Here is a 21,598-nt window from a genome sequence, read left to right as displayed (position 1 = left end):
CGAAACAGGCTTTGATATCGTCTTGCGAGTGCCCACACAGATTGTCTGATAAATTGTTAAAGAGCGTTCGTTACCTGTTCGCTTGCGGCGAATCTTACAGTAACGCGGGAGGCAGATAATACGCTTTCCCGCTACAGAGTCAACAACTTAATTCGTTAGTTTTCTCTGCTCTCCCCGGCCACTCTGTGAAGTTGCTCACAGCGCCGTGTCGATGGATGCGCATTATAGGGAGCTGCTTCAGAATGGCAAGGGTTTATCGTAAAGTTTATTTCGTTTGCCGATTATTTGCGCTTTACGCTTATTTAACCCGCATTTTGATGGCTTTTGGTAGTTCTGCGAGGCTATTTAGTACCAAATCGGCCAGCGCTTCACCCGCTTCAGTGACGGGTTTACCGCTTCTCACCAGAACTTTAGTACCGACATTGGCAGCTAAAGCGGCCTGCATATCTTCCATTTTATCACCTACCATATAAGAAGCAGCCATATCGATGTTCAATTCTTGCTGTGCTTCTATTAACATGCCAGGCAACGGCTTGCGACATTCGCAGGTTTGACGAAACTCTTCGACGCTTCCTTCCGGATGATGCGGACAGAAATAGATACCATCCAAATCCACACCGCGATCGGCCAGTGACCAATCCATCCATTCTGTCAGGCTGACAAACTGGGCTTCGGTAAACATACCGCGGGCGATGCCAGACTGGTTAGTTACCAGCACCAAGGCAAAGCCCATTTCTTTTAATTCACGACAAGCATCAATCACGCCGTCTATAAACTGAAAATTATCTATCTCGTGGACATAACCGTGGTCGATATTAAGGGTACCGTCACGATCTAAAAATATTGCGGGAACTGGCTGCGTCACTTATATGCTCCTGAGGACTGTAAACACCACTAGTATTGCATGTTTCACCCATCATTGAGAATGAAGAGAAACAACCTTCCCAGTTGACTTAGACGTCTAGACGCCTTAACATCCGATCCATGCTTTGGTTTCACTAAAGTTTACTTTTTATCTAGCCACGGAAACTAACGATAAAATAAGAATAATATGATTAAACTCTCCAATATCAGCAAAGTGTTTCAGCAGGGATCGCGTGTGATTACCGCCCTCTCTGACGTGACTCTTCACGTCCCTGCCGGACAGATCTATGGTGTTATCGGCTCATCAGGCGCAGGCAAAAGCACCCTGATTCGCTGCGCCAATATGTTAGAGCGACCAACCAGCGGTCAGGTTCTGGTTGATGGTCAGGATCTGACTTCCTTATCAGAACGCGAACTGACTCGCGCACGCCGTCAGATTGGCATGATTTTCCAGCATTTTAACTTGCTCTCGTCCCGTACCGTATTCGGTAATATTGCTCTGCCGCTTGAGCTGGATAACACGCCGCGCGCAGATATAAAGAAGAGAGTGCTCGAACTGCTTGATTTGGTGGGTCTGGCTGATAAACAGGATGCCTACCCGGCTAACCTTTCCGGCGGACAAAAACAGCGCGTGGCTATTGCCCGAGCGCTTGCCAGTAATCCAAAAGTTTTGCTGTGCGACGAAGCCACCAGCGCACTGGATCCAGCGACGACCCGTTCTATTCTGGAACTACTGAAAGACATTAACCGTCGGCTGGGATTAACTATCTTATTAATCACCCATGAGATGGACGTGGTAAAACGTATTTGCGATCAAGTTGCCGTTATTAGCGAAGGCAAGCTGATTGAGAAAGACAGCGTGAGCGAAGTGTTCTCCCATCCGAAAACGCCGCTGGCGCAGCAGTTTATTCATTCCACGCTACATCTGGATATCCCTGAAGACTATGCCCTACGCATGAGCGCTGAACCTGCACCTGACCGTGTGCCATTACTGAAACTGGAATTTACCGGCAAATCTGTAGACGCTCCGCTGATTTCTCAGGCAGTACGTCGCTTTAACATCGATATCGGTATTCTAAGTTCACAAATGGATTATGCCGGCGGAGTTAAATTCGGCGTTATGTTGGCGGAATTACACGGCGAAAGTGAAGATGGCCTGGCCGCAATCAAATTCCTGCAAGATCATCATGTAAAAGTAGAGGTTCTGGGTTATGTCTGAGGCAATGATGTGGTTAATGGGCCGGGGCATCTGGGAAACGATTGTGATGACCTTCGTTTCCGGCTTTTTCGGTTTTGTATTGGGTCTGCCAATTGGCGTGTTGCTGTATATCACACGTCCTGGACAAATCAGTGCCAACAATACCTTATATAAGACAGTCTCAGCATTGGTGAATATTTTCCGTTCCATACCTTTCATTATTTTATTGGTTTGGATGATTCCATTCACTCGCATGATAGTAGGAACGTCTATCGGCCTACAGGCGGCGATCGTTCCTTTAACCGTAGGCGCTGCGCCATTTATCGCGCGTATGGTAGAAAACGCGCTGCTGGAGATTCCATCCGGTTTGGTAGAAGCGGCTCGCGCCATGGGTGCCACGCCGTTCCAAATCATCAAAAAAGTATTATTACCAGAAGCTTTGCCCGGTTTAGTTAACGCCGCAACCATTACGCTGATTACTCTGGTCGGTTATTCCGCCATGGGTGGTGCAGTCGGCGCCGGTGGTTTAGGTCAAATCGGATACCAATATGGTTATATTGGGTATGACGCGACCGCAATGAATACCGTCTTAGTGTTATTGGTTATTTTGGTCTACCTGATTCAGTTCTGTGGTGACCGGATCGTCAGAGCCGTGACTCACAAATAATAATCAGCCTGCGATAGCGCTCACAGCGGCGCCTATTAAAATGAATGTCTATAGAGGAAAGGATATGTCTTTTAAATTAAAATCTATCGCGGCAGTCGGCGCGCTGATCGGAACCCTGCTTTTGGCCGGTTGTGGTCAGGAAGAAAAAGATACTAATCACATCAAAGTAGGTGTGATCGTTGGCGCTGAACAGCAGGTTGCAGAAGTAGCGCAAAAAGTGGCGAAAGATAAATACGGTCTGGACGTTGAGTTAGTTGTATTCAACGATTATGTATTGCCTAACGAAGCATTGAGCAAAGGCGATATCGATCTGAACGCTTTTCAGCATAAGCCTTATCTGGATCAGCAAATCATTGATCGCGGTTATAAACTGGTTTCCGTTGGTAATTCCTTCGTTTACCCAATTGCCGGTTACTCCAAGAAAATCAAATCCCTGGACGAACTGCAACCGGGTTCAAGCATCGCAGTGCCTAACGACCCAACTAACTTGGGCCGTTCCCTGCTGCTGCTGGAAAAACAAAATCTGATCAAACTGAAGCCAGGCGTAGGCTTGCTGCCAACGAAACTGGATATCATCGAAAATCCTAAAAACCTGAATTTGGTTGAGCTGGAAGCGCCTCAGTTACCGCGCGTTCTGGATGACCAGAAAATTGCGTTAGCGGTAATCAACACCACTTATGCCAGCCAGGTTGGCCTGACACCTGCGAAAGACGGTCTGTTTGTTGAAGGCAAAGACTCGCCTTACGTTAACCTGATCGTGGCTCGTGAAGACAATAAAGACGCGGAAAACGTGAAGAAATTCGTACAGGCCTACCAGTCTGAAGAAGTTTACGAAGCCGCGAATAAAGCCTTTAACGGCGGTGCTGTAAAAGGCTGGTAATTTTTCATTACCGATTTTAGTGAATATATCTTTAAGACGGGCTACGGCCCGTCTTGTTATTTGCATGATAGATTGCTTCAATAGCGCAACTTAAATATAAAAAACAAAGGAATCTCTATGCGTGCGTTACCTCTCTGTTGGTTAGCTCTTTCGCTAACTGGATGTTCCATGCTACAGACCGAATCATCCAATGGCGGGAAGATGTTGCCAAACCCTCAGCCGACGGCTAAACCCACTCAAACTACAGCTCCGCGTTCTGCGCCGGTGAAACTGTATAAAACCGCCGAAGAGTTAGTCGGTAAACCTTTCCGAGATTTAGGAGAAGTTTCAGGTGAATCCTGCCAAACCAGCGCTCAAGACTCGCCGCCGAATATTGCCACGGCGCGTAAGAGAATGCAGATTAAAGCCTCTTACCTGAAAGCCAACGCGGTATTGCTCCATGAATGTCAGATTATCAGCGGCGTGCCAGGTTGCTATCAGCAGGCTATTTGCCAAGGTTCTGCGCTGAACGTATCGTCAAAATGACCACGTTTTCCTTTGATCAAATCGGTGTTATCCGGTCGCCCTATAAAGAAAAATTTGCGGTTCCCCGACAGCCGGGGCTGATTGAAGACGGCGGCGGTGAGCTACAATTACTGGCTCCTTATAATCAGCCAGAGGCAGTTCGCGGCCTGACTGATTTCAGCCACCTATGGATCATGTTTGTTTTTCATCAAACCATGGACGGCGGCTGGCGACCTACGGTACGTCCTCCACGCCTTGGCGGCAATGCTCGTATGGGCGTATTTGCCACCCGATCGACTTTTCGCCCTAATCCCATTGGTATGTCGCTCATTGAGCTGAAAGCTGTGCGAGTGAGAGGTTCAGAAGTAGTACTTGAGCTTGGGAGTCTGGATCTGGTCGACGGTACGCCGGTTATCGATATTAAACCCTACCTGCCCTTTGCAGAAAGCCAGCCGCTGGCTCGTGCCGGTTTTGCTCAATCAGCACCCGACGCCGATATGCCAGTGATATTTTCCGCTCATGCCCAACGGCAGATAGCAGAAAATCAGGCGCGCTTCCCAAATCTAGAACGTTTTATTGCTCAGGTTCTGGCGCAGGACCCTCGTCCGGCCTATCGAAAAAACGAAGAAGAAATGCGGGAATACGCAGTATTATTATTAGAGTTTAACGTTCGTTGGCGAGTTATTGGGCAGCAAACCGAAGTGTTATCTCTCGACCCACGCTAAATTTCGCGCGGTTCTCTTTTGACAACCGTTTCTCACTGGTAAACTAAGCTACTTTTACTGTTTTTGACTGCCTGACCAATCTCGGCAGCCTGTTGCAATTTGCAGTTCTAATGGAACCAAAACATCATGCGCACTAGCCAATATTTGCTCTCCACTCTAAAAGAGACGCCTGCCGACGCGGAAGTCATTAGCCATCAATTGATGCTGCGTGCCGGTATGGTTCGTAAGCTGGCCTCAGGTCTTTATACCTGGCTGCCCACCGGTATCCGCGTTCTGAAAAAAGTTGAAAACATCGTTCGTGAAGAGATGAACAACGCGGGCGCGATTGAAGTTTCCATGCCGGTAGTTCAGCCCGCAGACTTGTGGCAGGAGAGCGGTCGTTGGGAGCAATACGGCCCTGAGTTGCTGCGTTTTGTCGATCGCGGCGAACGTCCTTTTGTACTTGGCCCGACTCACGAAGAAGTTATTACCGATCTGGTTCGTGGCGAAATCAACTCTTATAAGCAGTTGCCGCTGAACTTCTTCCAGATTCAAACCAAGTTCCGTGACGAAGTACGCCCGCGCTTTGGCGTTATGCGCGCCCGTGAGTTCCTGATGAAAGATGCTTACTCTTTCCATACAACTCAGGAATCTCTGCAAGAAACCTACGACGCCATGTATGCCGCATACAACCGTATCTTTGAACGTATGGGTCTGAATTTCCGTCCGGTTCTGGCTGATACCGGCTCTATCGGTGGCGACGCATCCCATGAGTTCCAAGTGCTGGCCGACAGCGGTGAAGACGATATCGTTTTCTCTACTGAATCAGACTACGCGGCGAATATCGAATTCGCCGAAGCCATGGCACCAAGCGCACCTCGCGCAGCCGCGTCGGAAGAATTGCGTATTATTGATACACCAAATGCGAAAACCATCGCTGAATTGGTAGAGCAATTCCAGTTACCCGTTGAAAAAACCGTCAAAACCCTGATGGTTCATGCCCATGAAGAAAGCGGCCATAAGCTGATTGCCCTGCTAGTACGTGGCGATCACGAACTGAACGAAATCAAGGCAGAGAAACTGCCGCAGGTTGCCAAACCGCTGACCTTCGCGAGCGAAGAAGAAATTCGCGCTATCGTTGGTGCAGGCCCAGGTTCTCTCGGCCCGGTTAACCTGCCAATGCCTGTGGTCATCGATCGCAGCGTTGCAGTTATGAGCGATTTCGGCGCTGGCGCAAACATTGATGGTAAACATTACTTCGGTATTAACTGGGAGCGCGACCTTCCGCTGCCGCAGGTTGCTGATCTACGTAACGTAGTTGAAGGCGATATCAGCCCTGACGGCAAAGGTACTTTGCAGATTAAACGCGGTATCGAAGTGGGTCATATCTTCCAGTTAGGCACCAAGTATTCCGAAGCGATGAAAGCGACGGTTCAAGGCGAAGATGGCCGCAATCAGGTAATGACCATGGGCTGTTACGGCATCGGGGTTTCCCGCGTAGTGGCGGCGGCGATTGAGCAAAATCATGATGACCGCGGGATTATCTGGCCAGACGCTATTGCGCCATTCCAGGTTGCTATTCTCCCGATGAATATGCACAAGTCTTTCCGCGTTAAAGAGCTGGCGGAAGAACTGTACGCCACTCTGCGCGCTAAAGGCATTGATGTCATTCTGGATGACCGTAAAGAACGTCCGGGCGTGATGTTTGCCGATATGGAACTGATTGGCGTGCCGCACAACATCGTTATTGGCGATCGCAATCTGGACAGCGAAGAGGTGGAATACAAAAACCGCCGTGCCGGTGAGAAGAAAATGATTAAAACCAGCGAAATCATTGAGTTCCTGCTGAGTGAAATCAAAGGTTAATCAACCGAGAATGAGTACCAAAAAGCCCTGTTTTTAACAGGGCTTTTCTTTGGCTGAATCACGGAAAAACTTGTGAATAATCCGCCGGCTTACGATTATTTGCTATTGCAGGTTTTACCCGCAGTGAACTTGATATTGCCATCAGGAATCATAGACTTATCCCACTGTCCATCTTCCATAGACGGTCGCATACCAAAATGTCCATTTAACGTCAGGAAAACCGGCTCACCGGCGTTTTTCCGCGCATTCATATAACCGGTTTCCAACTCGACATTATTATCAACGGCGAAGCTATGGCCGGTAGCGCAGTCGGTAAACTGTGCCGCATCAGCCATATAAATATACATGCCGCGCAAAGGGATAGACGTCGTTGGCAAAGCTTCGCTGGCCGTTAACTGGTAGTTCAGAGAGGATTTAATCCGTAGGCCATCTTGATCCAACATTTCCAGATTCTTTCCTACCGGATGGAAATAGCGCTTCTCACCTTTAGAGCTGGTTAACACTAGTTTATCGGCAGTTCGCGCCCAAGTTCCCTGCTCTGAGAATGTCCGATCGCCATCTCTGGTGCCACGATAGGTTTCCTGTAACACGAAGGTGCCGTCAGCATCTAAAAATAAAGACGTATCCAACCCACTGCAATCCGCGCAAGGCAATACGCCCTGATAACTTTGAAGCATCGGCTGTAAAGGTTGCTCTTTTGGCTGATAAAGGTTTTTACAGCCCAGCAGTGACAAAGCGCCAGCTGCTAATAACAAAGTAATACTGAGTTTTCTCACAGTTTATCTCCTACTGTGTACCAATCCTATGGACCCACACCCCTGCGGTATCAATCCTGATGTATTTTGCCACGCAGCGCTTTAGTTGCACCTTTGCGGACTTTTCCTTCCACCCGCCGAATTTTAGAGCCTTTGGTCGGCTTAGTTGGTCGTCGGGTCTTTTCTACGACCATGGCTTGGCGAATCAGCGCCGCTAAACGAGCCAGAGCTGCCTCGCGATTCATATCCTGACTGCGGTATTCCTGAGCCTTGATAATCACCACCCCATCCGCCGTGACCAGATGATGATTCAGCGCCAACAGGCGCTGCTTGTAATACTCTGGCAGGCTAGAGGCCTTGATGTCAAAGCGCAAATGTATTGCCGTTGAGGATTTATTAACATGCTGTCCGCCCGCGCCCTGAGCCCGGATCGCCGTGAGCTCTATCTCGCTGTCGGCCAGCGTCACGCTATTCGAAATATTTAACACACTTATTGCTCGCTGCCTTGCCATTCAGAAAAAGTGATTTCCAGATTATTCTGAGCATCAGAAAGCCAAATGGTTCCCTCTTGCAGGGTCGCCTGCAAATTCATGTTGCGAGTGGACATCGCAGCCAGTTTCGTCATTTGCTCATCATCCAGAAAACGTACCTGAAGATTCTCATGGCCGGAAAGTTTCTCTTTAACCTGTGGCCACCACACTTTAGCCGCGCGTTCCCCATAGGAATAAAGAACAACTTTTTTCGATTGATTACAGGCTTTACGCAAGCGTTTCTCGTCCGGCAGCCCTAACTCCACCCACAGCTCGATGCCGTTATGATCGTTACGCAGCCAGATTTCCGGCTCATCGTCCGCACTCAGGCCTTTGGTAAATAACAAACGCTCGTCCGCATGGCAAATCCACGCCAATAGACGCAGCATCATGCGTTGATCGGTTTCGGATGGGTGCTGTGCCACCGTCAGGTTGGTATCCATAAAGACATTGCGATCCATATCGGCAATATTGACTGTGGCTTTGTGAATGGTTGCTTTTAGTGCCATGGGTGACCTCTTAATTTTCAGGGGGACAGTGTACTTGATCCCGCCTTTTCGCGCGCTGCTTACCCCACATAAACCGATTATTAATGGCTTTTAGTAAGCAAAGAAACCTTCCGTTGAACGCTGATATCTCTTCAACTCCTGTGCTATAGTCCTTATAAGTTCAGAGTTTATCTTCGTGGTTTTACAATGTGATTTACCATTGAAAATCCACCGGGTTAAACTTTTCCGGGAGGATACCGTGCAACAATACTGTGAATTAGTACGTCGTTTTTATTCCGAGATTGGCAGTGGCGATCTTGGGTATGTGCCTGATGCGCTGGGCTGTGTATTGAAAGCATTGGACGAAGTTGCGGCAAATGACGCACTGCCGTCCTCCGTTAGGGAACAGGCGGCTTACGCCGCCGCTAACTTATTGGTGAGCGATTATGTCGATGAGTGAAGAGTATCAACCCATCAATTGCGATGATTACGATAATCTGGAACTCGCCTGCCAGCATCACCTGATACTGACGTTGAAGTTGAGAGGCGGTGAGATCGTAGAAGGTAAAGCCAGCGACCTGCTATTACGCAAGCATGTCGAATACCTGATTGTGGAAGAATCGGGGAAAATGCGCGAGTTACGGCTGGATCATATCGCCAGCTTCAGTCATCCGGAAATTGGAACTGTCGTGGTAAGTGCTTCGTAATCCTTTCGCCAAAAAATGGGCCGCTGAAAAGTGGCCCGTTTTGTTTTTAACTAACACGAAATATTAGGGTTTCAGGCTGGCATAGTAAGCCGCCAAATCGGACATATCCTCATCGGTCAAACCTGAAACATAGGCGCGCATTACCTCAGCCTGACCGCCAGAACGCCCGCCGGTTTTATACGCTTTTAGCGATTGCTCCAGATACAGCGCATTTTGCCCAGCCAAATTCGGATACATCGGCACCGAAACCTTGCCATTCATACCGTGGCAGGCAATACAGGCGGCAGACTTCGCCTTACCGGTCTCAATATCATTTTTCGCCATTGCAGAAAAAGGGCTTAAGCTTAACGCCACTGCCAGACACAGAACTGATTTCATCATTATTGCTCCTCAAGACCGCTTTTATTATTCGTTATTTATTATGTTATTCAGTTGACGCCACTGAACGCACCAGCAGGCTCCGTCTTCTTCCGCTACGCCCTCTGGCGTGATAAATACGCCAACGGCGGCTATCAATTGCTCACCAAAATACAATAGCGGAATACGTTCACGCTCCCAAGGTGGAATACCCAATTCCTGCCACAGTTTTTTAGCGCGCCGCGAATGCTGGCGCCCAACGATTCTGACGTTCCCTTGTAGGCCAAAACGGACGCTAACAGGTTCATTTTCCGCAGGCACTCGGATTTTCTGCCCCTTATCATCAGTCAGTTCCAGACTTCCCAGCCCGGCGGGTAGCGCCAACCGCGATGGTACAGACCACGGTAAAACCGGCGTAGTGATGGCTTCCAACCGTGGTAATACATACAAATGTTGGCGAAAACGCCGTACCTGATGAGGAGCCAACTCCAGCACCGGTTCTGCATCAGCCCGCGCCAACGCCACTTCATTCCAAATTCGCTGTAGCTGTTCTCTGGCTGGCATCGCTACGCCTTTCTCCGCCAACCAGCGCCGCAGCAAGGCACCGCGTTTGGCTTCCGACATTAGCGCTAACCCATTGATCGCCAAAGAACCATCCGGCTGCCGTAGTTGTGCTAAGGATTCAGATAATAGCTCATCTAACAATTGTTCCTGCTCAGCACAGAGCTCCGCACTACGCGCCACCGATCGGGAAAAGTGCGGCCAACGTTCGGATAAAACAGGCAATACTTTCAGACGCAGGAAATTACGATCGAAGCGGTCGTCCTGATTGCTATCATCTTCTATCCATTCCAACTGGCAATCTTCGGCGTAACGCTCTAATTGTTTGCGGGAAATAGCAAGTAATGGGCGCAAAATCTGACTATCCGCAAATGGCATAACCGCAGCCATTGAAGATAAACCCGCAGGGCCGCTGCCGCGTTTTAACGCCAGCAAAAAGGTTTCACTTTGATCATCGAGATGCTGAGCGGTAAGTAAGGTTTCCCCTACTGCCAGGTGGCTGGAAAAGGCCTGATAACGCGCGGTTCGCGCGGCGGCTTCTATCCCACTGTGGCGCGTATCGAGCTGTACCCGAACAACCTCAAACGGCACATTCCAACCCTGACACTGCGCCTGGCAATGTTCCACCCAGTTTTCCGCCAGTGGATTCAAGCCATGATGTATATGAATAGCGCGCAGGGTTAGAGACGGCAACAGACTGGCGCGCAGCTGTACCAACGCGTGGAGCAACACGCTGGAATCTAGCCCACCGCTAAATCCAACCAGAAAACAGGTTTGCCCACGCAAGTTATCGGCAATATGTTCAATGAGCTGTTGTGGCTGATTCATCGATAAATCACCGAGACGGCTGCAATTCATACAGTTCCAACGGCAGCCCGTCCGGGTCCTGGAAGAAAGTGAAACGCGATTGTGTATAAGGATCAATACGCACCGCTTCACACATCACACCCTTCTCACCCAATTGTTTGACGCTCAAATCAATATCATCTACCTGAAACGCCAAGTGACGTAATCCACAGGCTTCCGGTCGACTTGGCCGCGCAGCCGGAGTCGGGAAGGAAAATAGCTCAATGATATAATTACCGTTTAATGCCAGATCGGCTTTCCAGGAATCACGCTCTGCGCGATAAACCTCGCTCAACAAAGTGAATCCCAATACGTCGCAGTAGAAATCCTTGCTGACCTGATAATCTGAGCCGATCACCGCAATATGGTGAATCTGGCGAATGTCCAACATGGCTGGCTCCATCATTCTTCTTTCACCCGCTGGCCAACGGGTGATGGGTTATCAACTGGTTTTCAGCACCTTAACCATATATCGTCCATCGTCGGTCAGATGAGCGCCATGAATATCGGTTTCAAAACCGGGATAGTGCTCGCCGATGGCACACAGCATCAGCAGGAAATCCAACACCGCGCGGCTTTCTTCGGTAATCATTTCACCCGGCATCACCACGGGTACGCCCGGCGGATAAGGCAAAATCATATTGGCAACCACCTTGCCAATCAGATCATCCATTTCACATTCTTCTATATTACCGCGGATTTGCTGTTGGAACATATCGTAAGGCGTCAGTTTCATTTCCGGCAATACGCTAAAAGACTGATGCATTAGACGCGGCAAGTCATGATGACGAATAAGTTGATGTATGCCAGCGGCAAGATCCTGAATGCGCATATGACGATAAAAATCAGGATCTTCCGCATACAAATCCGGCAGCATATTTTTGACACGTAAATTCAGATCGTAGGCACGCTTAAACTCCATCAGCCCACGTAATAAACTCATTGCTTTGGTTTTATCGATACCAATACTGAATAGGAACAATAAGTTATACGGCCCGGTTTTCTCAACTATAACACCACGTTCATCGAGATATTTTGCCACCAGAGCGGCAGGAATACCTTCCTCAGCCAACTGCCCATTACTGTTCATTCCCGGCATCAGAATCGTGACTTTAATCGGGTCCAGATACATATGATCAGCGTCTGCCTGAGCAAAGCCATGCCAGTTTTCACCCGGCTCTAGCGGCCAGCATTGGGTTTCTTCAATATCATCTGGCTGCCAAACGTCAAAGAACCAATTATCGCTTTCTGCCCTCAACCGCTTAACTTCTTTACGGAAATGCATCGCGCGCTCAATAGAACGCTGAATCAGCCGTTTACCGGGTTTACCTCGCATCATAGCGGCTGCCGTTTCCATTGAGGCCACGATACCGTAATGAGGGGAAGTGGTGGTGTGCATCATATAGGCTTCATTAAAGGTCGATTCGTTGTAATCACCTTTTATATGAATCATTGAAGCCTGAGAAAATGCGGCCAGCAATTTGTGAGTCGATTGGGTTTCATAAATAACTTTACCGGGAATCCTATCGCCGCTCATGCCACTCTTACCGTCGTATATCTCGTGAAATTGAGTATAAGGCACCCAAGCAGAATCAAAATGTATCGAAGGAACGTCCAGAGTCTGTTTAATATAATCGGTGTTATACAGTAGGCCGTCATAGGTTGAGTTAGTAATAACCGCATGGACAGGCCAGGTAGCCCCCGCCGTTTGCGCGATCTTTTCGTTGATGCTTTCGCGGGTAAACTCTCTCTTCGGTATTCCACCCAAAATGCCGTAGGCATTACGCGCAGGCCGTAAATATAGCGGCGTGATATCACTCATCATCAATAAGTGAGTCAGCGACTTATGACAATTACGGTCGATCAATATGCTGCAACCGGCTGGTGCAGAGTACATACCAACGATTTTATTGGCGGTCGACGTACCGTTGGTCACCATATAACTTTGTTCGGCGTTAAAAGTACGCGCGATATACTCTTCCGCTTCCAAATGCGGGCCGCTATGATCCAATAAAGACCCCAGTTCGGTCACCGAAATAGAAATGTCGGCCTTTAAGGTATTGGCGCCAAAGAAATCATAAAACAGGCTCCCCACCGGGCTTTTCTGAAATGCCGTGCCCGCCATGTGCCCAGGGGTGCAAAACGTATATTTTCCCTCTTTAACATAGTTAAACAACGCTTTGGTCAGCGGCGGCGTGATGGCATCAATATACTCGGCGGTATACTGTTCAATATGTTGAGCAATATCATCGGCAGCGTTAAGCGCATACTCGAAGAAATACAGTGCCATGCGCATTTCATTCAGGGTGACATCCAGCGATGAAGTCGTATTGATAAAAGCATAAATCGGCAGGTATTCATTTAACTCGTTGATCTCGGTACACAGCGCCATACTATGCTGATCCCAATCGAAAATGACGCCAATAATTCGAGCATTATGCTCAATCAGCTTGAGCAAATCCTGCTGATCTTTCGGGTAAACCAGCTGAAAACCTTTAGTTTGCAGAGCACTATGAAGTTCACGGATTGGCTCATCCTTATAGTAAACCCCCATTGGGCTCATAATGGCGATGATATTCATCTGTATAGTCCTCACATTATTAATTTTATCCCTATAACAGCATGAAAACTCTCCGCTGTGTACCTAATTAGATCATAATATTGGAAATTCCATATCAGACATCATGCCATATATTTATTTCATTCTGGGAAAACCAATGAATTTAATCATTGAGTAAATTAATAGAGCGAAATCAAATCCAAAATTAAAACTCAAAAATGGAATAACAAGACAATAAGAGTAGTTATTGGAATAAACCCTACAGCAAACTTTAACACATCAAGTAATAATAACAATGTAACTTATTTTGAGGCTTTTAACTTTTAGATTTATATTTAATACTACACTCTCAAAATATAATATTTTATTTCATAGATGATAAAGGAGGTGTTATGCAGGGAAAGTGTCTCTCTCTATTACTCAATCCACTTTTTATTATTGGCTTTCTATCTTTTTATATATCCGCCAGCTATGCTATTTATCCCGTTAACTTGGTATACCGCGCCGATACCCGGAACTTAGGGGAGATATATGCAGCCAACGGAATGCGTCCTTGGGCTGGTTCGCCCGTTGATTATGATCTTATTCATCATTTTGATGGAGAATCTGTCGAAGATTACACCAGTGCGTTTGTCTCAACCAGTGCTTCGTTTCGTCAAAGCATTGAGCACGCCGCGTCACTTGCCAGAGCCAATAGCGAAGAACCTTTTGAGGAAGATTTTCGAATTTTTATCTATGCCATCAGGCCAGAGTCAAACTTCTATGAAGTCGAAGGTTCTATCGCACATGCCAGAGATACCAGCGCTGAGCACTCACAACGACAAGCCGGATTATCAGCGCTATTACATAATTATGGCGGAATGGAGGAATGGGTGGCGCTGGAAGGTCTATCCGCGGAGAGGATCATTTCTTTTATCGAAATAACCGGAGAAATGTTACAAAACTATTATCAATCTGGTCAGCTATTTTCATATAGCTTTTGGATAAATCGATGGCAGCCCAATTTGCGTTATAACTCAGCCAGCGATGGCGATATCAGTAGCTCAGAATTTTATACACACATTGGCAATCCACGAGGTTATCGTGACGTAATACAAGGTGAAATACCGACTCCATTAGCAGCTTCTTTTATTTGTATAACCCCTACACCTAATTCCATAAAGAAAAGGCAGTTGCAAAGTGAAAGATGTAAAACCCGAAAAGGCAGACATTTTTATTTCGTCAACAGGCTGATTACTGCATTAGAAAATAGCATTGAATAAAGAAGCATATTTCAAGTAAATATCAACCAACCATAATATAAATGATACACGGAGGTTATTTTGAATAAACCGATTATTTTTTCTCTGTTCGCTTCATTAATGCCCATGGCCTTTGCAGATGATACTCCCGGTTCCAGCTATGTTATCGATGGAACCGTTGCAGCCATTCGCGTATCTGACCAGGGGTGCAGGATTTCATTTAGTGAGCGAACCGTACCACGCGAAAATATGGTCTGGCATTTTAGTAATGTACCGATAATCTGTAACTTGGCTAAAACGGCTTATGTACTGCGGGAAAAGGTCAGAGCAAACGTGGAGATAAACCCGAATAAAAATTACGTTAACACTATTTCCAGTATTATTCTTGGCGATACCAACGCAAGGTGGTTACCCAATAATCTCTGATTGAGCGGCTATTACCGCCCAATAAAAAAACCCGGAGTCAAAATGAGTCCGGGTTCTTATCTGAAAGATTAAATCAGCAATAACCGTAGTTCATCAACCGCTGGTAGCGGCGATTCAGCAACTCTTCGTTATTCAATACATCCAGATCGCTCAGATCGGCCAGCAGTTGCGCTTTCAGTGAAGCGGCGATGGCCTGATAATCCCGATGCGCACCGCCTAAAGGTTCAGGAATCACAGAGTCGATCATCTTGAGCTCTTTCAGGCGCGGAGCGGTAATGCCCATAGCTTCGGCAGCTAACGGCGCTTTATCCGCACTTTTCCACAGAATTGACGCACAGCCTTCCGGTGAAATCACCGAATAAGTACTGTACTGCAACATATTCACTTTGTCGCCTACGCCAATCGCCAACGCGCCACCGGAACCGCCTTCACCGATAACGGTACAGACGATAGGAACATTCAGACGAGACATTTCACGCAGGTTACGGGCAATGGCCTCTGACTGGCCGCGTTCTTCCGCGCCAACGCCAGGGTAAGCCCCCGGAGTATCAATGAAAGTAATGATCGGCAGCTTGAAGCGCTCGGCCATTTCCATCAAACGCAGGGCTTTACGGTAGCCTTCTGGAGCAGGCATACCGAAGTTGCGGCGAATTTTTTCTTTGGTTTCACGGCCTTTCTGATGACCAATGATCATCACCGGGCGGCCTTCCAAACGGGCAATGCCGCCGACGATAGCTTTATCATCAGCGTAGGCGCGGTCACCTGCCAGCTCTTCGAAATCCGTAAAGATGTTAGCGATATAATCCAGGGTATAAGGACGTCGCGGATGGCGCGCTAATTGAGCGACCTGCCAGGCCCCGAGGTCCGAAAAAATCTTCCGCGTCAGCTCAACGCTTTTCTCACGCAGACGCTGGACCTCTTCATCCAGATTAATATCTAATTTTTCGTCTTGACGGCTGACTGCAGTCAGCGAGTCAATTTTCGCTTCCAGCTCTGCAATCGGCTGTTCAAAATCAAGAAAATTCAGACTCATAGCATTCCTATTTTAGTCAAATTCCAGTTCCACCTGCTCATTACCAACCAGCGTCCGCAGGTCGATCAATAAACGGTCTGTCGGGGTAACACGCCACGTGGCACCAAATCGTAGTCTGGCGCGCGCATCTTCCCGTTGGTAATAAAGATGTACTGGGATCGTCCCCGATCGGTGGGGTTCCAACGATTGGCGGAGACGGTTCAAAAGCTGGTCATCAATTTGCCTGTCAGTCAGCGAGATAGCAAGCCCACGGGCATATTTTTCACGAGCTTCACTGATATCCATTAACTCACGGGCAGTCATTTTAAGTCCACCGCTAAAGTCATCAAAGCTGACCTGCCCACTGGCTATCAGGATACGGTCTTTTTCTAACAAATGCTGATATTTTTCCAACGCATCCGTGAACATCATCACTTCCAGACGCCCGGAACGGTCATCTAACGTACAGATGCCGATACGATTTCCGCGTTTTGTTACCATCACGCGCGCAGCGGTTACCAGCCCCACTGCCGTCGTCATTTTACCCCGATCCGTCGGGTGCATATCTTTCAGGCGCAACCCACCGGTATAACGCTCGATTTCCTTTAGATACTGAGTAATCGGGTGACCGGTTAAATAGAGCCCCAGCGTCTCCCGCTCACCATCAAGAACCACCTGTTCCTGCCAGCGCGGCACATTGGCATAAGATTGCTCGACCTGCTCCGGCGCATCCGCCAGTACGCCGAACATATCTGCCTGACCAATAGCTTCCGCTTTGGCATGCTGATCTGCCGCTTTCAGCGCTTCTCCGAGAGAGCTCATCAAGGCCGCGCGATGCGGGCCGAGACGATCGAAAGCGCCGGACATTATCAGTTTTTCCAGAATCCGTCGATTCAGTTTTTTGGTATCAACCCGCGCACATAAATCGAACAGATCTTTAAAGTAGCCGCCTTGGTTACGGGCTTCCAGCATGGCTTCGATTGGGCCTTCGCCCACGCCTTTGATAGCGCCGATGCCGTAAACAATCTCGCCTTCATCGTTCACATGGAAATGATACAGCCCGCTGTTAATATCCGGCGGCAGGATTTTCAGCCCCATACGCCAGCACTCATCCACCAAACCAACGACTTTCTCTGTATTATCCATATCGGCGGTCATTACCGCAGCCATAAATTCAGCCGGATAATGTGCTTTCAGCCACAAAGTCTGATAGGAAACCAACGCGTAGGCGGCAGAGTGAGATTTGTTAAAACCATAACCCGCGAATTTCTCTACCAAATCGAAGATCTTAATCGCCAGTTCGCCGTCGATACCCTGACTTTTAGCACCATCCTCAAACACGGAACGCTGCTTGGCCATTTCCACCGGATTTTTCTTACCCATTGCACGGCGTAGCATATCCGCCCCGCCGAGAGAGTAGCCCGACAGAACCTGAGCGATCTGCATCACCTGTTCCTGGTACAAAATAATGCCGTAGGTAGGCTCCAGTACCGGTTTCAGGGATTCATGCTGCCATTGGATATCTGGATAAGACAACTCTTCGCGACCGTGCTTTCGGTCAATAAAGTTATCTACCATGCCTGATTGCAACGGCCCAGGACGGAATAGCGCCACCAAGGCAATCATATCTTCGAAGCAGTCGGGTTTCAGGCGTTTAATCAGATCCTTCATCCCGCGGGATTCGAGCTGGAATACCGCCGTCGTTTCCGACCGTTGCAGCATATCAAAGCTCTTTTTATCCTCCAGCGGAATCGACGCGATATCGATGGGTTCCAGCCCGGTCTTGGCGCGACGGGCATTGATCATCTCCAGCGCCCAGTTAATGATGGTTAGAGTACGCAAGCCGAGGAAGTCAAACTTCACTAAACCGGCATATTCCACATCATTTTTATCGAACTGAGTAACCGGGTTATTCCCCTCGGCATCGCAATACAGCGGCGCAAAGTCGGTAATTTTGGTCGGCGCGATAACCACCCCACCGGCGTGTTTACCGGCGTTACGGGTAACCCCTTCCAACTTACGCGCCATATCGATCAAAGCTCGAACTTCTTCGTCCGCTTCGTAAATTTCAGGTAACTGTGGCTCCGCGGCGAAGGCTTTTTCCAGCGTCATCCCTGGATCGGGCGGAATCAATTTGGAAATTCGATCGACAAAACCATAGGGATGACCCAGCACCCGGCCAACATCGCGAATTACCGCTTTAGCGGCCATCGTACCGAAGGTAATAATCTGTGAAACCGCGTCACGACCATACATTTCAGCAACGTGCTCAATCACCAGATCGCGTTTTTCCATACAAAAATCGACGTCGAAATCGGGCATGGAGACACGTTCAGGGTTTAGGAATCGTTCAAAAAGCAAGTCAAATTCCAGCGGATCCAGATCGGTGATTTTCAGGGCATAAGCCACCAGAGAACCTGCGCCCGAACCACGCCCCGGCCCAACCGGTACGCCGTTGTCTTTCGACCACTGGATAAACTCCATCACGATCAGGAAGTAACCTGGGAATCCCATCTGGTTGATAACTTTAAGTTCGATATCCAGACGTTCATCATATTCAGGCCGCTTTTGCGCCCTGACTTCGGGATCCGGGAATAAAAACTCCAGCCGTTCTTCCAGACCTTGTTTAGATTTTTCGATCAGAAAATCTTCAGTACTCATATCCCCTGTCGGGAATTGAGGCAGGAAGTATTCACCCAGTCGAATAGTCACGTTACAACGCTTGGCGATTTCAACGCTATTGATCAGAGCTTCAGGAATATCCGCAAACAGCTCGCACATCTGCTCTTCATCGCGCATAAACTGCTGAGGACTATAATTTTTGGGTCGTTTCGGATCGACCAAAGTGAAGCCATCATGAATCGCCACGCGAATTTCATGGGCATCAAAATCCGTTTCATCAATAAAGCGCACATCGTTAGTGGCGACCACGGGAATACCGCGTTCGGTCGCTAATGCTACCGCTACGTGCAGATAATTCTCTTCGTCCTGTCGTCCAGTACGGATTAGCTCTAAATAATAGCTACCAGGGAAGTATTCATTGTAAAAATCAAGACATTGATCGACCTGTGCCTGATTGCCACGCAGCAAAAATTTGCCTACGTCGCCCATGCGTCCACCGGACAACAGAATCAGCCCTTCGCGGTGCTTAATCAGCCAATCACGATCGATAACCGGCCCAGCGGCGCCATAGCCACGCTGATAAGCCTCGGAAATAAGCAGAGTAAGGTTTTGATAGCCTTCGTTGTTACGCGCCAGAATAGTCAGGTGCGCAAACTCATCGCCCAGCATCTCACTCTGCACGCAGAAATCAGCGCCAATGATAGGTTTGATTCCCGCGCCGTGAGCGCTGCCGTAAAACTTCACCAAACCGCACAGGTTGGTAAAGTCAGTAATCGCTAACGCGGGCATGCCTAAGGCGGCAGCCCGCTTCACCAAGGGTCCAATCTTGGCTAATCCATCGATCATGGAATAATCGCTGTGAACACGCAGGTGGACAAAACGAGGTTCGGCCATATCCAGATACCAGAAATTAGTGGATTGAATCACACCCGCAGGAGTGGGTGTCTCGGGGCATCATAACTATAACCTGTATCACGCAGCCCATTGTATGTATGCGATTCGATATTCATTGGCTATATGTTGTTTCTATCAGGCCGTAGCAATGCGTGCCTATGCCAGCCCGAGTACGCGTTTAACCGGAGCAAAACTGCGACGATGGTGCTCTGTCGCACCTAATGCGGCCAGCCGCTCCAGGTGGAACGCAGTCGGATAGCCTTTATGCTGAGCAAAGCCGTAATCCGGAAACTCAGCATCCAACAACGTCATTTCCCGATCGCGGGTCACTTTAGCGACGATAGACGCAGCGCTAATCTCAGCTACACGACTATCCCCTTTCACCACCGCGAGGGACGGCATCGGCAGTGCCGGACAACGGTTACCGTCGATTAAGACATAGTCAGGCGCAATATGCAGCCCGGCAACCGCTCTCTGCATCGCTAGCATGGTAGCGTGCAATATATTCAACTCGTCAATTTCTTCCGGCTCTGCTCGCCCTAAGCTCCAAGACAGCGCCTTTTCAGTAATCTCATCGTAAAGCGCCAATCTGCGCTTCTCACTGAGTTTCTTTGAATCTGCCAGCCCGATAATGGGCTGATTCGGATCGAGGATCACGGCAGCGGTCACGACCGCGCCAACCAGAGGCCCACGCCCGACTTCATCAACGCCGGCAATGAAATTTGCCGGCGGATAAATAAAAATATCGCTCATCGCTTCGCTAATTCCAATACTGCCTGTGCGGCCTGTTTGTCCGCATCGCAGCGAATGCTTTGGTGCAAGGCCAGGAAACGTGTTTTTAGTGTTTCAACCGCTTCGCCGCCCTTCAATAAAGGTAATAAAGCGTCTGCCAATTTTTGCGGCTGACACTCTTGCTGTAGTAATTCGGTAACCAGTTCTTCGCCAGCCAGTAAGTTAGGCAATGATACATAAGGTGTTTTCACCAAACGCTCCGCCAACCAGAAGGTAAAAGGCTTCATGCGGTAACCCACAACCATCGGCGATTTGGCCAGCATACATTCCAGCGCGGCGGTGCCCGAAGCCAACAGCGTGGCATCACTGGCGACCATTGCAGCTCTGGCTTGCCCATCCAATAAATGGACGGATAATTCCGGTGCAACTTCGGCTTTTATACGTTCGAACTGTTCCCGACGCTTGCTGTTCACCAGCGGTACCAATACTTCTAAATCAGGGATTTGCTGCCGTAATATTTCGGCGGTGCGGAGAAAGTCGGCACTTAACATTTCGACTTCTGAATGCCGACTCCCCGGCAATAACGCCAGACAATGAGCATCAGTAGCAATACCTACTTCAGCACGAGCCGCCGCACGATCGGCAACCAACGGCATGGCATCAGCCATCGTGTGGCCGATAAAACGACAGGGAACGTTGAAACGGTCGTAAAACGCTTTTTCGAAAGGCAGAAAAGCCAAAACCATATCTGTGGCTTTACCGATTTTGAAAACGCGCTTTTGACGCCAGGCCCAAACCGAGGGACTGACGTAATGAATAGTGCGAATTCCGTTCTGCTTTAAGCGCCCTTCCAAGGTGATGTTAAAATCGGGAGCATCGATACCCACGAATACATCGGGAGAAAGCTCGCTGAAACGGCGCGTCAAATCCTTACGAATCTTAAGAAGACGCGGTAACCGTTCCAGCACCTCCACAACCCCCATCACAGCCAACTCTTCCATTTCGTACCAGGCTTCGCAACCCTCGGCTTGCATCAAGGGGCCGGCAACGCCGACAAAGCGTGCATTGGGAACCTGAGCTTTAAGCGCTCGGATTAACCCTGCACCTAAAATATCGCCGGAGGTTTCTCCGGCAACTAACCCGATAGTTAATGGGCGATCGGCTGTCATTACAGGCTCTTGCAT

22 protein-coding genes are annotated in these 21,598 nt (G+C 48.7%); 10 read left to right on the top strand and 12 right to left on the bottom strand.

What is annotated here, in order from left to right:
- Nucleotides 1-298: 298 nt before the first annotated feature.
- On the bottom strand, nt 299-865 hold the full coding sequence (gene gmhB, locus AD970_RS13545; RefSeq protein ID WP_049599993.1) for a D-glycero-beta-D-manno-heptose 1,7-bisphosphate 7-phosphatase: 567 nt from the start codon (nt 863-865) through the stop codon (nt 299-301).
- A gap of 186 nt (nt 866-1,051) precedes the next feature.
- Here gmhB and metN point away from each other — a divergent pair, with 186 nt between their 5' ends.
- From metN to proS, 6 genes are all read left to right on the top strand, one after another.
- On the top strand, nt 1,052-2,083 hold the full coding sequence (gene metN / locus AD970_RS13540) for a methionine ABC transporter ATP-binding protein MetN (RefSeq protein ID WP_049599990.1): 1,032 nt from the start codon (nt 1,052-1,054) through the stop codon (nt 2,081-2,083).
- Complete coding sequence (locus tag AD970_RS13535) at nt 2,076-2,729, top strand: methionine ABC transporter permease MetI (protein WP_049599987.1); 654 nt, start codon at nt 2,076-2,078, stop codon at nt 2,727-2,729. The genes metN and AD970_RS13535 overlap by 8 nt, the downstream gene beginning before the upstream one ends.
- Before the next feature lie 64 nt (nt 2,730-2,793).
- Nucleotides 2,794-3,609 carry a MetQ/NlpA family lipoprotein gene (locus tag AD970_RS13530; protein WP_049599986.1) on the top strand — a complete coding sequence of 272 codons (816 nt, stop codon included), beginning with the start codon at nt 2,794-2,796 and terminating at the stop codon, nt 3,607-3,609.
- A gap of 117 nt (nt 3,610-3,726) precedes the next feature.
- Complete coding sequence (gene rcsF / locus AD970_RS13525) at nt 3,727-4,134, top strand: Rcs stress response system protein RcsF (RefSeq protein WP_049599983.1); 408 nt, start codon at nt 3,727-3,729, stop codon at nt 4,132-4,134.
- Nucleotides 4,131-4,838, top strand: a complete 708-nt coding sequence (gene tsaA / locus AD970_RS13520; protein WP_049599981.1) for a tRNA (N6-threonylcarbamoyladenosine(37)-N6)-methyltransferase TrmO — start codon at nt 4,131-4,133, stop codon at nt 4,836-4,838. The genes rcsF and tsaA overlap by 4 nt, the downstream gene beginning before the upstream one ends.
- Nucleotides 4,839-4,964: 126 nt before the next feature.
- Nucleotides 4,965-6,683, top strand: coding sequence for a proline--tRNA ligase (proS, locus tag AD970_RS13515; protein ID WP_049599978.1), 1,719 nt, complete (start codon nt 4,965-4,967; stop codon nt 6,681-6,683).
- A gap of 95 nt (nt 6,684-6,778) precedes the next feature.
- Here the strand turns inward: proS and nlpE are convergent, their stop codons facing one another.
- Genes nlpE through AD970_RS13500 form a run of 3 tightly spaced genes read right to left on the bottom strand, consistent with a single transcriptional unit; the run spans nt 6,779 to nt 8,477 of the window.
- A complete protein-coding gene (gene nlpE, locus AD970_RS13510; protein ID WP_049599975.1) occupies nt 6,779-7,459 on the bottom strand; it encodes an envelope stress response activation lipoprotein NlpE in 681 nt (226 codons plus the stop codon).
- Nucleotides 7,460-7,509: 50 nt separating this feature from the next.
- Nucleotides 7,510-7,926, bottom strand: a complete 417-nt coding sequence (gene arfB, locus AD970_RS13505; protein WP_049599972.1) for an alternative ribosome rescue aminoacyl-tRNA hydrolase ArfB — start codon at nt 7,924-7,926, stop codon at nt 7,510-7,512.
- A gap of 2 nt (nt 7,927-7,928) precedes the next feature.
- Nucleotides 7,929-8,477 carry a YaeQ family protein gene (locus AD970_RS13500; protein ID WP_049599969.1) on the bottom strand — a complete coding sequence of 183 codons (549 nt, stop codon included), beginning with the start codon at nt 8,475-8,477 and terminating at the stop codon, nt 7,929-7,931.
- A gap of 238 nt (nt 8,478-8,715) precedes the next feature.
- Here AD970_RS13500 and AD970_RS13495 point away from each other — a divergent pair, with 238 nt between their 5' ends.
- Both AD970_RS13495 and rof read left to right on the top strand, forming a co-directional pair.
- Nucleotides 8,716-8,916 carry a YaeP family protein gene (locus AD970_RS13495; RefSeq protein WP_049599966.1) on the top strand — a complete coding sequence of 67 codons (201 nt, stop codon included), beginning with the start codon at nt 8,716-8,718 and terminating at the stop codon, nt 8,914-8,916.
- Entirely contained in the window at nt 8,903-9,163 is a 261-nt protein-coding gene (gene rof / locus AD970_RS13490; protein ID WP_049599964.1) for a Rho-binding antiterminator, read from the top strand. The genes AD970_RS13495 and rof overlap by 14 nt, the downstream gene beginning before the upstream one ends.
- Before the next feature lie 63 nt (nt 9,164-9,226).
- Here the strand turns inward: rof and AD970_RS13485 are convergent, their stop codons facing one another.
- The 4 genes from AD970_RS13485 to AD970_RS13470 are packed head-to-tail and all read right to left on the bottom strand — an operon-like array spanning nt 9,227 to nt 13,508.
- The gene (locus tag AD970_RS13485) at nt 9,227-9,544 is read right to left on the bottom strand and encodes a c-type cytochrome (protein WP_084728159.1); all 318 of its coding nucleotides are present in this window, start codon (nt 9,542-9,544) and stop codon (nt 9,227-9,229) included.
- Nucleotides 9,545-9,568: 24 nt separating this feature from the next.
- Entirely contained in the window at nt 9,569-10,939 is a 1,371-nt protein-coding gene (tilS, locus tag AD970_RS13480; protein ID WP_408068307.1) for a tRNA lysidine(34) synthetase TilS, read from the bottom strand.
- On the bottom strand, nt 10,917-11,318 hold the full coding sequence (locus tag AD970_RS13475; protein ID WP_049599962.1) for a VOC family protein: 402 nt from the start codon (nt 11,316-11,318) through the stop codon (nt 10,917-10,919). The genes tilS and AD970_RS13475 overlap by 23 nt, the downstream gene beginning before the upstream one ends.
- A 51-nt stretch (nt 11,319-11,369) precedes the next feature.
- A complete protein-coding gene (locus AD970_RS13470; RefSeq protein WP_049599959.1) occupies nt 11,370-13,508 on the bottom strand; it encodes a lysine decarboxylase LdcC in 2,139 nt (712 codons plus the stop codon).
- Between the two features lie 371 nt (nt 13,509-13,879).
- Between AD970_RS13470 and AD970_RS13465 the strand changes: the two genes are divergently transcribed.
- Nucleotides 13,880-14,749, top strand: a complete 870-nt coding sequence (locus AD970_RS13465) for an enterotoxin A family protein (RefSeq protein ID WP_049599957.1) — start codon at nt 13,880-13,882, stop codon at nt 14,747-14,749.
- 60 nt (nt 14,750-14,809) lie between these two features.
- The gene (locus tag AD970_RS13460) at nt 14,810-15,154 is read left to right on the top strand and encodes a hypothetical protein (RefSeq protein ID WP_049599954.1); all 345 of its coding nucleotides are present in this window, start codon (nt 14,810-14,812) and stop codon (nt 15,152-15,154) included.
- A 73-nt stretch (nt 15,155-15,227) separates the two neighbouring features.
- Here AD970_RS13460 and accA read toward each other — a convergent pair whose 3' ends face one another.
- From accA to lpxB, 4 genes are all read right to left on the bottom strand, one after another.
- A complete protein-coding gene (accA, locus tag AD970_RS13455; RefSeq protein WP_049599952.1) occupies nt 15,228-16,187 on the bottom strand; it encodes an acetyl-CoA carboxylase carboxyl transferase subunit alpha in 960 nt (319 codons plus the stop codon).
- A 12-nt stretch (nt 16,188-16,199) separates the two neighbouring features.
- Nucleotides 16,200-19,682, bottom strand: a complete 3,483-nt coding sequence (dnaE, locus tag AD970_RS13450) for a DNA polymerase III subunit alpha (protein ID WP_049599949.1) — start codon at nt 19,680-19,682, stop codon at nt 16,200-16,202.
- 156 nt (nt 19,683-19,838) lie between these two features.
- Nucleotides 19,839-20,435 carry a ribonuclease HII gene (gene rnhB / locus AD970_RS13445; protein ID WP_049599946.1) on the bottom strand — a complete coding sequence of 199 codons (597 nt, stop codon included), beginning with the start codon at nt 20,433-20,435 and terminating at the stop codon, nt 19,839-19,841.
- Nucleotides 20,432-21,598, bottom strand: coding sequence for a lipid-A-disaccharide synthase (gene lpxB / locus AD970_RS13440; protein ID WP_049599943.1), 1,167 nt, complete (start codon nt 21,596-21,598; stop codon nt 20,432-20,434). The genes rnhB and lpxB overlap by 4 nt, the downstream gene beginning before the upstream one ends.

Source organism: Yersinia nurmii, assembly GCF_001112925.1.
GTDB lineage: Bacteria > Pseudomonadota > Gammaproteobacteria > Enterobacterales > Enterobacteriaceae > Yersinia > Yersinia nurmii.
The sequence above is the reverse complement of the archived record's forward strand: the minus strand, read 5'-3'. Positions and strand labels throughout refer to the sequence as shown.